We start from the raw sequence: 12,237 nt of genomic DNA, 5'->3' as shown, positions 1-12,237 counted from the left end.
CCACGACGCCCGGCCGGGATCTCCGCTTTCTTCCCCCAGGGCTCGGTGAACGCACATGTCCACCCTTTTTCCGGTGCAGGCCAAGGACGTCGTCTTCGGCTACGGCACCCGCCTCGTCCTCGACGGCGTTTCCCTCACCGCGTCGGCCGGGCAGCGGCTCGGCCTGGTCGGCGAGAACGGCACCGGCAAGTCCACCCTGCTGCGCCTGCTCGCCGGGCTCGAAGAACCGCGCTCCGGCGAGGTGCTGCGCGGCCCGGACGTCGGGTTCCTGCTGCAGGAACTGCCGTATCCGCTGGACGCGACCTTCGCCGACGTGCTCGACGGCGCGCTCGCCGAGATCCGGGCCGCCGCGGCCCGCCTCGACGACCTGACCGCGGCCATGACCGACCGGCCCGACGACGGTGGCGTGCTCGAGGAGTACGGCCGGGTGCTGGAGTGGGCCCAGACCCACGACCTCTGGGACGCCGACCGCCGCGCCAAGCTCGTCTGCGACGGGCTCGGCCTCGGCGGCGTCGCCCCGGACCGGCGGCTCGGCACGCTGTCGGGCGGACAGCGCTCGCGGCTCGGCCTGGCCGCGCTGCTGATCCGGCAACCGGAGACGCTCCTGCTCGACGAGCCGACCAACCACCTCGACGACTCCGCGATGGCGTTCCTGGAACGGCACCTCACCGAGCTCACCGGGATCGTGGTGCTGTCCTCGCACGACCGGGTGTTCCTCGACGCCGTCTGCACCGACATCGTCGACCTCGACCCGGCCGCCGCCGACCGGCAGGCCGGCGGCGCCGTCCGCTACGGCGGCAGCTACCGCGACTACCTCGGCCACAAGAAGGCCGAGCGGGCGCGGTGGGAGCAGCGCTACGCGGAGGAACAGGAGGAACTGAAGGAGCTGCGGGAAACCGTCGCGGTCACGGCGCGCAACGTCGCCTACGGCCGCGCCCCGCGCGACAACGACAAGTTCATCCACGCCTTCAAGGGCGCCCGCGTCCAGAAGACGATCTCGCGGCGGGTGCGCGACGCCGAGCAGCGCCTGGAGCACCTGGAACGCGACCAGGTGCGCAAACCCCCGGCGCCGTTGCGGTTCAAGGCGGAACTCACCGGGCGCGCGACCGGCGACGGCCCGGCGATCTCGGTGCGCTCGCTCGAAGTGCCGGGCCGGTTGGCGCTGCCACGGCTGGACGTCGGCGGTTCGGCCCGGCTGCTCGTCACCGGCGGGAACGGCGCCGGGAAGTCGACGCTGCTGTCGGTACTGGCCGGCCGGCTCGCACCCGCGGCCGGGACGGTCCACTTCGGACACGGCGTGCGGGTCGGGTTGCTGGAGCAGGACGTCGTGTTCGCCGGGCCGGAGCGGAACGCGGCCCGGGTGTACCGGGACGCGCTCGGCGAGGACGCTCCCCCGCTGAGCCGGCTGGGCCTGCTGGCGTCGCGGGACCTGCGGCAGCCGGTGGGGGCGCTGTCGGTCGGTCAGCGGCGGCGGCTCGCGCTGGCGATCCTGCTCGCCGAACCGCCGGACGTCCTCCTGCTGGACGAGCCGACGAACCACATTTCGCTGACCCTGGCCGAAGAGCTGTTCGCGGCACTGGAGACCGCCCCGGGCGCCGTCGTCATCGCGTCCCACGACCGGTGGCTGCGCCGGGATTGGGCGGGTGCCCGGCTGGAGCTGGCCGCCGGCCGTCCCGTGGCCGAATAGGTCGTTATACGCGGCGAAGGGCCCGGCGCACTGCCGGGCCCTTCGCCGTGCTCAGAGCGCGATGCCGAGGAGGGCGTCGACGGCGTCGCGGATCAGGCCGGGGGCCGCCGGGTCGGTGCCGTCGCGGCGGAGGGCCTCGTTCGCCCACGCGTCGATCGCCGCCAGGGCCTTCGGCGTGTCGAGGTCGTCGGACAGGTGGTCGCGCAGCCGGGTGACGGTGTCCTCCGCGGCCGGGCCCGTGGCCAGCGAGACGGCCTCCCGCCAGCGCGCGAGCCGGGTTTCAGCGTCGGCCAGCAGGCGGTCCGTCCAGGGGCGGTCGTCGCGGTAGTGGCCGGTGAACAGCGCCAGCCGGATCGCGCCCGGGTCGACCTTGTCGGCGCGCAGCCGGGAGACGAACACGAGGTTCCCGCGCGACTTCGACATCTTCTCGCCGTCGAGGCCGATCATCCCGGCGTGCACGTAGTGCCGGGCGAACTGACCGTCCTTCGCGACGGCTTCGGCGTGCGCCGCGCTGTACTCGTGGTGCGGGAAGATCAGGTCCGAGCCGCCGCCCTGGAGGTCGAAGCCGAGGCCCAGCCGGTTGACCGCGATCGCGCTGCACTCGATGTGCCAGCCCGGGCGGCCCGCACCCAGCTCGGACTCCCACGACGGCTCGCCCTCGCGGGCCACGCGCCACAGCAGCGCGTCCAGCGGGTGGCGCTTGCCGGCCCGGTCGGGGTCGCCGCCGCGCTCGGCGAAGAACTTCGTCATCGTTTCGGCGTCGTAGTTCGACTCGTAGCCGAACTTCCCGGTCGCCGTGTGGTCGAAGTAGACGTCGGGGAACTCCGGGTCGTCCGCGCGGTAGGCGCTGCCGTTGGCCAGCAGCTTGGCGATGACCTCGACGATCTCCGGGATGCTCTCGACGGCGCCGACGAACTGCCGCGGGGGGACGACCCGCAGCGCGGTCATGTCCTCGCGGAACAGCGCCGTCTCCCGCATGCCCAGCACGACCCAGTCGTCCTGGTCGCGCTGCGCGCGCTCCAGCAGCGGCTCGTCGATGTCCGTGACGTTCTGCACGTAGTGGACGTCGTGCCCGTTGTCCCGCCAGACGCGGTTCACCAGGTCGAAGGCGAGGTACGTCGCGGCGTGCCCCAGATGCGTCGCGTCGTAGGGCGTGATGCCGCAGACGTACATCCGGGCGGTGGCGCCGGGCGCGGTCGGGCGGATCTGCCCGGTGGCCGTGTCGTGGAGCCGCAGCGGGCGGGGGGTGCCGGGGATGCGGGGCACGTCGACCGATGACCAAGTCTGCATACCCCGACTGTAATTGCCGGGCCGTCAGGCCTTCCCGAGCGGTGGGACGAGCCGTACTCGCGCGTAGGCTTCGATGGCGCGCGCGAGCCACGCCGGCAGCTCCGGATCGGCCCGCTCGGCCAGCTCCCGCTGCCGGGGATCGTTGAGGTACAGCCCGCCCATCGCGGCGTAGGCGGGGGCGGTCGGCTGCCAGAAGTGGCTCACGGACTCGTAGTGCTCGGCGACGGCGTCGAGGGCGGCGGGGTCTTCCGGCGCGGCGCCGGAGCGCATGACGGCGGCCAGCCGCCGGAACAGCGCGGCGCTGCGGGCGGCGGCGTGCTCGTAGCCCGCGGCGGTGAGCCCGGCCTGGGCGGCCTGGGCGGTGTCGAAGGCCACCGCGGCGCCTTCGCCGAACGTCTCGCGGTAGCTCTGCCGCATGGCGGCGCCGTCCTTGCGCAGCCCGGCGAAGAACCGGTCCGGGTCGTCGATCCGGGCGCGGGCGAGGTCGGCGATCGTCTCCTCGACGGTGGCGATGACGCGGTCGAGGCGGCGCCGCTCCTGCTCGAGCTGGCTCAGGTGCCCGCGCAGCGCGGCCGTCTCGTCGGCCTGGTCGCCCAGCACGGCCCCGATGTCGGCCAGGCCGAGACCGAGCCGCCGCAGCAGCAGGATGCGCTGCAGGCGCAGCAGTTCGGGCCGCCCGTACCAGCGGTAGCCGTTCGCCGCCACCGACGACGGCGTGAGCAGGCCGATCGCGTCGTAGTGGCGGAGCATCCGCGCCGAGACGCCGGACGCCTTCGCGACCTGGCTGATCGAGTACCGCATGCCTCCAGCTTAGAAGTTGACCTTCACACGGTGTCAACTTCTACCGTGACGCTCGTGACCACGACCATCACCGGCGCCCGCGTCTTCGACGGCGAGCGCCGCACCGACCACACCGCCGTCCGGCTCACCGGCGGCCGCATCGCCGCGATCGGTGACGACACCCTGCTCCGCCCCGGCGACGAGCACGTCGACGCCCGCGGCGGCACCCTGCTGCCCGGGCTGATCGACGCGCACGTGCACCTGCTGCCCGGCGCGCCCCGGCAGGCCCTCACCTTCGGCGTCACGACCCTGCTCGACATGTTCAGCAAGCCGGACACGGTCCGGGACGCCCTGGCCCGCGCCGCCGGGCCGGACTGCGCCGACGTGCGCTCCTCGAGCGTCGGGGCCACGGCACCCGGCGGGCACCCGAGCATGATGTACGCGCCGTTCCCGACCGTGACCGGACCGCGGGACGCCGGGCGGTTCGTCGCCGACCGCGTCGCCGAAGACGCGGCGCACCTGAAGGTGCTCTACGACGACGGCACCGGCGGCGGCCCGATGCCGATGCCGTCGCTGGACGTGCCGACGATCGCCGCGCTGACCGAAGCCGCGCACGCGGCCGGCCTGGTCGTCGCCGCGCACGTGTCGACCGCCCGCGCGGCGATGGACTTGCTGCCCACCGGGGTCGACGTGCTCGCGCACATCCCGTTCGACGCGCTCACCGGCCGGCAGGCCGACGCGATCGCCTCGGCGGGTGTCGCGGTGATCTCGACGCTGTCGGTGGCCGACGGCTTCCCCGGCGACGGCGGGCTGCTCGGCGAACCGGCCCTGGTGCCCAGGCTGGGACCGGCGTGGTGCACGGTCCTCGAACGGCAAGCGCAGCGGTGGCTGCCACCGCAGCTGCCGGACTTCACGGCCGCGCGGGCCAACGCCCGGCTGCTGCTCGAGGCCGGCGTACCGGTGCCGGCCGGAACGGACGCGCCCAACCCGGGCACCGTCCACGGCGCGAGCCTGCACCGGGAGCTGGGGCACCTGGTGAAGGCGGGGTTCTCGCCATCGGCGGCGCTCACCGCCGCGACCGCGCGCCCCGCCGACGTGTTCCGGCTGGCCGACCGCGGCCGGATCCGGCCGGGACTGCGCGCTGACCTCGTCCTGGTCGACGGGCGCCCGGACGAGGACATCACCGCGACTCAGCAGGTCACGGCCGTCTGGAAGCAGGGAGTCCGGGCGGACTTGAGCGGCTACGCCGGCTCGGCCGACGAGCAGGCGGGTCTGGCCGCCTTGCGGACCCAGACCGAACAGGTCATCGCCGCCGTCCGCGACCGCCTGGGCGTGGAGCTGTGAGCCCGATCGAGGTCCGGCGTGAGGAGGACGGCGAGCTCCTCGGCCACCTCCGGCGGGTGGAGGCGGGCTGGGAGCCGGGCACGGTGTTCCACGGAGTGCTGGCCGAACCGTCCGGGCGTGACGAAGCCGAGGAGGTGGTCCGCCGCGACGGCCTGTCCAGCCTGGCCGAACCGTGGTGGGCCGAGGAGAGGCCGGGCCGGTGGACGGAGGTGCGCATCCAGGAAGCGCACCCGGACCGGCTGCGGGTGCGGTGGGCGGACCCCCTGGCCGAGCAGCCCGCGCACGGCCGGTGGATTGACCCGCGGGAGGTGCGCCTCCGGCGGTACCACCCCGGACGCCGGTGAGCGGGTGCTCCCGCGGGAGCACCCGCTCACGTCACCGCCGCATGCGCAGGTAGTCGCCCACCACCGCGGCGCCGAGACCGTCGAGGTCCGGGGCGATCACCCGGCCGCCCGAGCGCCGGGCGATCAGGTCCACGAACGACGTCAGCCGCGGGTCGTCGCCGAGGCGGAACACCGAAATCGAGGCACCCAGCTTCGCCAGTCGGTCCACTTCGGACAGTGTCTTGAGGAGGGTCCGGGGCTGGGGCGGGTAGTCGAAGACCGCCTCGCCGTCGGGTTCCAGGTGGGCCGTCGGCTCGCCATCGGTGACCATCAGGACCACCGGCTGGGCGTCCGGGTGCCGCCGCAGGTGCTGCCCGGCGAGCAGCAGCCCGTGGTGGGCGTTGGTGCCCTGCTCCCACGCACCTTCCAGGCCGACCAGCTCCGGCAGCTCCACCGACTGCGCGTAGCGGCCGAACGTGATCAGCTGCAGGGCGTCGTTGCGGAAGCGGGTGCTGATCAGCTGGTGCAGGGCCAGCGCGGTGCGCTTCATCGGCAGCCAGCGGTCTTCCTGCACCATCGACCACGACGTGTCGACCAGCAGCGCCACCGCCGCGCGGGACCGGTGCTCGGTCTCGACCACTTCGACGTCCTCGACGTCGAGGCGGACCTGCCGCTCCCCCACCGACACCGAACGCAGCACGGCGTTGCGGATGGTCCGCGGCACGTCCCAGGGCTGCATGTCCCCGAACCGCCACGGCCGCGACGCGCCGGTGGGCTCGCCGGCCGCGCCCGCCGACTCGGTCTCGCGCTCGCCGGTCTTGCCGCGCAGCGCGTTCACGATGTCGGACAGCGCTGTCTCGCCGAGGCGCCGCAACGCCTTGGGCGACAACCGGAGCGAGCCGTCGGCGGCCCGCTCGAACAGGCCCTGGCGGCGCAGTTCACGCTCCAGTTCGGCCAGCCGGCGGGCATCGACGCCCGCGTCCTTGCCGAGCTGGGCTTCCAGGGCCTCCAGGTCGATGTCCTCCAGCCGCGCGCCGGGATAGGACTGGCCCAGCTGCTCGGCCAGCGCGTCCAGTTCGGCGAGATCCTGCATGGCCTGGGCGCCTTCGCCCATGCCCAGCGGGTTGTTGCCGCGGAAGCGCGCCGAGCCGGTCCAGTCCTCGCCCGGGCGCGCCGCCCGCAGCTGACTGTCCAATTGGGACAGCTGCTGCGCCAGCCGCGGGTCGCCGAACGCCTGCTGGGTCAGCTCGGCGAGTTCCGCGCGCTGCTCGGCCGACATCGAGTTGAGCATGCGCTGCGCGGCCGCCGACCGCTCGGCCAGCGCGTCGATCAGCTCCTCGACGTTCCGCGGGTTCTCGGGGAAGAACTCGCCGTGCTTGCCCATGAAGTCTTCGAAGCGCTGCTGGATGTCCTCGGCGCCGCGGGCGTGTGCCGCGAGGAGGTCGTTGAGGTCGGAGAGCATCTCGTTGATCCGCTCGACGTCCTCGGGCCCGGCGTTCTGCAGCGCCTGCTTCATGCCCTGGAACCGGGACTCCATCAGCTCCTGGCCGAGCAGGTCCCGGATCTGCTGGTAGTTCTCCCGGCCCTGTTCGGAGCGCCAGTCGTAGTCCGCCAGCTCGTTGACGGCCGCGGCCGTGCCCGGCGGCAGTGCGTCGAGCTGGGCCTCCCGGAACCGGGCGTCGTCGTCCGGGTCCGGGAACAGCTCGCGCCGCTCGGCGTCGAGGGCCTCCTGCAGCAGGCGCTGGACCTCCTGGAGGGTGCCGTCGAGGTTGTTGCGCCGCTGGATCTGCGAACGGCGCTGCCAGAGCCGCCGGGTCAGCTCGTCGAGGCCCGCGGTGCGCTCGGTGCCGCGCCGGAGCATCTCCTCCAGCGCGGCCCGCGGCGAGGCCCCGGCCATGACGTCGCGACCGATCTCGTCGAGCGCGTCGCGCAGGTCGGCCGGCGGCGCCAAGGGGTCCGGACCGTCGTGCCACGGGCCGTAGGAGTAGCCGTCGGGAAGCGGGACCGCGGTCATCGGCCGTAGACGGTCGTCGTGTCGTCGGAGTCCTTGGCGAGCCTTCGCGACAGGAACAGCGATTCGAGGGCCAGTTCGACGGCGGCCGCGATCCGGCCGGCGGGCTCGTCGGCGGAGACCCCGGCGCGCCGGGCGACCTCGTGCAGCACCGGCAGCTCCGGCAGGGCTTCGAGGACGTCCTTGCCCGGCACCCGCTCGCCGGTGGACACCAGGTGGCCGTCGGCGACCGCGTCGGCCAGCGGCCGCAGGTCGAGACCGGCGAACCGGTCGCGCGCGGTCTCGGCGATCGCCAGGCGCAGCAGGTGCACGAGGTGCTCGATCTCGCGGCCCTCTTCGCCGGGCTCGAACTCGATCTTGCCGCGCAGCACCGACGGCACGGCGTCGAGGTCGACCGGGCGGGCCACCGCGGGCTCCTCCCCCGTCAGCGCCGAGCGCCGCAGGGCCGCGGCCGCCACGGTCTCCGCCGCGGCGACGGCGAACCGGGCCGACACGCCGGAGCGCTGGTCGATCACCGTCGACTCGCGGAGGTTCCGGACGAACCGGGCGAGCACCTCCAGCAGCGGCTCGCCGACTTCGGCGACGAGGTTCGCCTCCTGCTTGACGACGGCGACCTCGGACTCGACGTCCAGCGGGTAGTGGGTGCGGATCTCGGCGCCGAAGCGGTCCTTCAGCGGGGTGATGATCCGGCCGCGGTTGGTGTAGTCCTCGGGGTTCGCGGTGGCGACGAGCAGGACGTCCAAGGGCAGCCGCAGCGTGTAGCCACGGACCTGGATGTCGCGCTCCTCCATCACGTTGAGCAGCGCGACCTGGATGCGTTCGGCCAGGTCGGGCAGCTCGTTGATGGCGACGATCCCGCGGTGGGCGCGCGGGACGAGCCCGAAGTGGATCGTCTCCGGGTCACCGAGGCTGCGGCCTTCGGCGACCTTCACCGGGTCGACGTCGCCGATCAGGTCGCCGACGGAGGTGTCCGGCGTGGCGAGCTTTTCGGTGTAGCGCTCGGAGCGGTGGCGCCAGGCCACCGGCAGGTCGTCGCCGAGCTCGGCGGCCCGCCGGATCGACGCGGGCGTGATCGGCTGCAGCGGGTGTTCGCCCAGCTCGGCGCCCTCGATGACGGGCGTCCACTCGTCGAGCAGGCCGGCGAGGGTGCGCAGCAGGCGGGTCTTGCCCTGGCCGCGTTCGCCGAGCAGGACGACGTCGTGGCCGGCCAGCAGCGCGCGTTCGAGCTGCGGCAGCACGGTGCGGGAGAACCCGACGATGCCGGGCCAGGGGTCCTCGCCGTTCTTGAGGGCGCTCAGCAGGTTGTCGTGGATCTCTTGCGCGATGGGGCGCGGCTCGTACCCCGCCGCGCGCAGGGCCCCGGCGGTGCGGGGAAGAGCGTCTGGAACAGCGTTCACCCGTTCGACGCTACTGCCGGATCGGCGGCCCGTCGATGTGGAGCGGCTCCAGCGTGGGCGCGCTGCTGTGTTGTCCGCCGACCGGGTAAAATAGGGCGTCGTGTGCCGTCCCAGTGCGACTTTCGCCGTCTGGTCGAGCGCGTGGCTCAACGGGGCCGCCGCGTCCGACGATGTCCTCGATGCCCTGCTCGCGTGGGGTGAGGCCCACGACGTCGTGGCCGCCGACACCGCCGCGGCCGACGCTTTCGCGCTCCCGCTGGCGTTCAACCGGGCGGCCACGCCGGTGCAGCTGCTGATGGCGCTGCGTTCGCAAGGAGCGAAATCGCTGCACCTGGTGCTGCCCGTCCCCGGCGACGTGCGCGGCCTCGGCGGCGGCGGCCCGTTCACCGAAGCGGCGTTGCGCGCGGGCGACGCGCTGGTGCTCCCCGACCTCGGGTTCGGCCTGGTGCCGGAGCCGATCGCCGAGGGCCTGGTGCGCTGGACCGTCTATTCGCTGCCTTCGCCTACCACCCCCGAGTACGTACCGCTGGGCGAGGCCGAGCACGGGCTGACGGACGCGATCCGGGCCAGCGCGGGGGCGTTGCAGACCCTGGACGTGGCCTCCGACCGGCCGGGCGTGCGCGCGGAGCTGTCGGCTCACCTGCGGTCGCGCCCGGACGTCGACTGGCCGGCCGGGACACCCGGGCGCGCGTTGCGAGTGCTCCAGCGGGCCGAGGAGATCGCGGCGATCCTGGCGATCGCGTCTTCGGACGAGCCGGGCGGGGCGTTGTCGGCTTCGGCTTCGACGTTGCGGGCCCAGGCGTTGCGGCCGCTGTCGGACGCGGTCCGGACGGCCCGCTGCGCGGCGGTCGACGAGGCGGTGCGCGCGTTCGCGGAGCAGACGGCCCGCGAAGGCTGAGGTCCCGCGCGATGAGCGAGGACACCTGGGCCGCGGTGGCCGGCGATTTCGCCGACGGCGCCTACGCGTCCGTGAAGGGGCGCGTGCGCACTTACGTGATGCACCGGCAGCTGCTGGAGCACCTGCCCGCCCCGCCGGCTTCGGTGCTCGACGTCGGCGGCGGCGCCGGCCACCAGTCGTTCCCGCTGGCCCGCGCCGGCTACGACGTCACCCTGCTCGACTCGTCGGCGGCGATGCTGGCCAAAGCCCGGCAGCGGCTGCCGGCGGCCGTGCGGGACCGGTTGACCTTCGTGGAAGCCGACGGCGCGGACGCCGAAGAGGCGGTCGGCGGCCGTCGCTTCGACGCCGTCCTGTGCCACGGCGTGCTCGGGTACCTGGAGCGGCCGGAGCCCGTCCTCGACCAGCTGTGCCGGTGCGCCGCGCCCGGCGGCCTCGTCTCGATCATGACGGGCAACGCCGACGCGGCGGCGGTGCGCCCGGCGATGGAGGGACGCTGGGAGGACGCCCTGGCGGCGTTCGGCGCCCGGACCGAAATCGGGGTGCTGGGCCTGCCGACGCGCGCCGACACGGTGGCGGAACTGAGCGAGGCCCTCCGCGGCCGCGGCGTGGAACCCCTTGCGTGGTACGGAGTCTGGCTGTTCGTCGACTGGCTCGACCTCAGCGGCGCCGGACCGGACCCGGCCGAAGCCGAGCGCGTGGCGGCCGTCGAGTTCGAAGCCGGCCGGCGGGATCCCTACCGCCGGCTCAGCCGCGTTTTCCACCTGGTGGGGCGCAGGACCTAACGGGCGGGGCGCTTCGCCGGTTCGCAGCAGCCGATCGCGCAGGGCGCGCCGTTGACCGTGCAGCCCGCCGCCGGGAACGACGACAGCTTCCGCGGCTCGACCCCGTGCGTGTGCTCGCGGATCAGCTCCACGACCAGCTCCGCGAACCTCGGGTCCGCACCGGCGGTCGCCGCGCGGGCGAAGGCCATCCCGTGCTCCGCCGCGCGTTCCGCGGCCTCGTTGTCCAGGTCCCAGATCACCTCGAGGTGGTCCGACACGAACCCGATCGGCGACACGACCACGCCCCGCACCCCATCCGCGTGCAGCGCGTCGAGGTGGTCGACGATGTCCGGCTCCAGCCACGGCACCTGCGGCGGCCCGGACCGCGACTGCCACACGACGTCGTACTCCGCGATGCCCGCCTCGGCCGCCACCAGGCGCGCCGCCTCCGCGATCTGCCGCGAGTAGCGGCGGCCGCCCTCCGACGGCGGCCCCGAAGCGCGATCCGCGCTCTCCGGCACCGAGTGGGCCGTGAACACCGTGCGGATCCCCGGCTCGTTCCCCAGCGACGCGTGGGCGGCGCGCACGGCGTCGGCGACCGCCGAGACGAACAGCGGGTGATCGAAGAACTGGCGGATCTTCGCCAGTTCGGGAGCGCCCTCGCCGACCGCCGCGCGGGCGCGCTCGATGTCCTCGTCGTACTGGCGGCACGCCGAGTAGCCGCCGTACGCGCTCGTGGGGAACACCAGGACCCGCTTCGCGCCGTCCGACGTCAGCGTGGCCAAGGTTTCCTCGACCATCGGGTGCCAGTTGCGGTTGCCGAAGCGCACCGGCAGCTCCATGCCGGCCGCCGCGAGCTGCTTCTCGACCGCGGCCATCGCGTCGCGGTTCAGCTTGTTGATCGGCGAGACGCCACCGAAGTGCTGGTAGTGCTCGGCGACCTCCAGGAGCCGCTCGCGCGGCACCCCCCGGCCCCTGGTGACGTTCTCGAGGAACGGCATGACCTCGTCGGGCCCTTCCGGGCCGCCGAACGAAAGCCACAGCAACGCGTCGTATCCCACCCCGCCATCTTGCCGATGTGGCGGTCCGCACGCTGAGCCGGGCCGGTTATGAATCGATCAGTACAAAACTCTGGTACGGTACCTTCATGGCCAGGCCACGGGAGTTCGACGAAGCCGCCGCCGTCGAGAAGGCGATGCACGCGTTCTGGGCACACGGCTACGAAGCGACGACGACGCAGGATCTGTGCGAAGCGACCGGGCTCGGCCGCAGCAGCGTCTACAACACGTTCACCAGCAAGCGGGCCCTCTTCCGGCGTTCGCTGGCGCACTACACCAGCACCCAGCTGGACAAGCGGCAAGCGATCCTCGACGGCCCGGGCACCGCGGCCGAGCGGCTCGCCGCGGTGCTCGACAGCGCCATCGAGGCCGACCTCGAGGACCGCCGCCGCGGCTGCTTCGTGGTCAACACCCTGGCCGAACTCGGCCTGCCCGAAGACGAGGTGGGCGCCGCGCTGCGCCACGACACCGACCGGAACCTGACCATGTTCGCCGAATGCGTCCGGGAAGGCGCGCTCGACGGCAGCCTCCGGGACGGCCTGGACCCCGCCGAGGTGGCGGAGTTCCTGCTCAGCACCACCTCGGGGCTGCGCGTGATGGCCCGCCGCGGCACGAGCCCCGCCGGCATGCACGCCGTCGCCGACATCGCGCTTTCGGCGATCGTCGCCCGCTGACGAGCACGTCCGAA

General features: G+C 73.7%; 11 protein-coding genes. 6 read left to right on the top strand and 5 right to left on the bottom strand.

Annotated features, from left to right (window positions below; all coding sequences use genetic code 11):
- Positions 1 to 55 precede the first annotated feature (55 nt).
- Positions 56 to 1,687 (top strand): ABC-F family ATP-binding cassette domain-containing protein, encoded by a 1,632-nt coding sequence (locus AB0M30_RS17240; RefSeq protein WP_364585006.1) that lies wholly within the window; start codon positions 56 to 58, stop codon positions 1,685 to 1,687.
- Between the two features lie 51 nt (positions 1,688 to 1,738).
- On the opposite strand, the gene mshC is transcribed toward AB0M30_RS17240, so the two are convergent.
- Entirely contained in the window at positions 1,739 to 2,977 is a 1,239-nt protein-coding gene (mshC, locus tag AB0M30_RS17235) for a cysteine--1-D-myo-inosityl 2-amino-2-deoxy-alpha-D-glucopyranoside ligase (protein ID WP_364585005.1), read from the bottom strand.
- A 24-nt stretch (positions 2,978 to 3,001) separates the two neighbouring features.
- Positions 3,002 to 3,778, bottom strand: coding sequence for a MerR family transcriptional regulator (locus AB0M30_RS17230; RefSeq protein ID WP_364585004.1), 777 nt, complete (start codon positions 3,776 to 3,778; stop codon positions 3,002 to 3,004).
- A 54-nt stretch (positions 3,779 to 3,832) separates the two neighbouring features.
- On the opposite strand from AB0M30_RS17230, the gene AB0M30_RS17225 reads away from it, so the two are divergent.
- Together AB0M30_RS17225 and AB0M30_RS17220 are read left to right on the top strand one after the other, a co-directional pair.
- Positions 3,833 to 5,101: an amidohydrolase family protein gene (locus AB0M30_RS17225; protein ID WP_364585003.1), complete on the top strand. Its 1,269-nt coding sequence runs from the start codon at positions 3,833 to 3,835 to the stop codon at positions 5,099 to 5,101.
- On the top strand, positions 5,098 to 5,445 hold the full coding sequence (locus AB0M30_RS17220) for a hypothetical protein (protein WP_364585002.1): 348 nt from the start codon (positions 5,098 to 5,100) through the stop codon (positions 5,443 to 5,445). Before AB0M30_RS17225 ends, AB0M30_RS17220 begins: the two co-directional genes overlap by 4 nt.
- Positions 5,446 to 5,476: 31 nt before the next feature.
- On the opposite strand, the gene AB0M30_RS17215 is transcribed toward AB0M30_RS17220, so the two are convergent.
- Positions 5,477 to 7,438, bottom strand: coding sequence for a VWA domain-containing protein (locus AB0M30_RS17215; RefSeq protein ID WP_364585001.1), 1,962 nt, complete (start codon positions 7,436 to 7,438; stop codon positions 5,477 to 5,479).
- Positions 7,435 to 8,832: an ATP-binding protein gene (locus AB0M30_RS17210; protein WP_364585000.1), complete on the bottom strand. Its 1,398-nt coding sequence runs from the start codon at positions 8,830 to 8,832 to the stop codon at positions 7,435 to 7,437. The genes AB0M30_RS17215 and AB0M30_RS17210 overlap by 4 nt, the downstream gene beginning before the upstream one ends.
- Before the next feature lie 100 nt (positions 8,833 to 8,932).
- Here AB0M30_RS17210 and AB0M30_RS17205 point away from each other — a divergent pair, with 100 nt between their 5' ends.
- The gene (locus AB0M30_RS17205; protein ID WP_364584999.1) at positions 8,933 to 9,730 is read left to right on the top strand and encodes a hypothetical protein; all 798 of its coding nucleotides are present in this window, start codon (positions 8,933 to 8,935) and stop codon (positions 9,728 to 9,730) included.
- Positions 9,731 to 9,741: 11 nt separating this feature from the next.
- Positions 9,742 to 10,512 carry a methyltransferase gene (locus tag AB0M30_RS17200; RefSeq protein ID WP_364584998.1) on the top strand — a complete coding sequence of 257 codons (771 nt, stop codon included), beginning with the start codon at positions 9,742 to 9,744 and terminating at the stop codon, positions 10,510 to 10,512.
- Here the strand turns inward: AB0M30_RS17200 and AB0M30_RS17195 are convergent.
- Positions 10,509 to 11,552 (bottom strand): ferrochelatase, encoded by a 1,044-nt coding sequence (locus AB0M30_RS17195; RefSeq protein WP_364584997.1) that lies wholly within the window; start codon positions 11,550 to 11,552, stop codon positions 10,509 to 10,511. The two genes, AB0M30_RS17200 and AB0M30_RS17195, sit on opposite strands and share 4 nt — an antisense overlap.
- Before the next feature lie 86 nt (positions 11,553 to 11,638).
- Here AB0M30_RS17195 and AB0M30_RS17190 point away from each other — a divergent pair, with 86 nt between their 5' ends.
- Positions 11,639 to 12,223, top strand: coding sequence for a TetR/AcrR family transcriptional regulator (locus tag AB0M30_RS17190; RefSeq protein WP_364584996.1), 585 nt, complete (start codon positions 11,639 to 11,641; stop codon positions 12,221 to 12,223).
- Positions 12,224 to 12,237 lie beyond the last annotated feature (14 nt).

Origin of the sequence: Amycolatopsis sp. NPDC051716 (assembly GCF_040681595.1) — a bacterium.
In the GTDB taxonomy this organism is placed as follows: domain Bacteria; phylum Actinomycetota; class Actinomycetes; order Mycobacteriales; family Pseudonocardiaceae; genus Amycolatopsis.
This window is presented reverse-complemented; position numbering and strand designations above follow the sequence as displayed.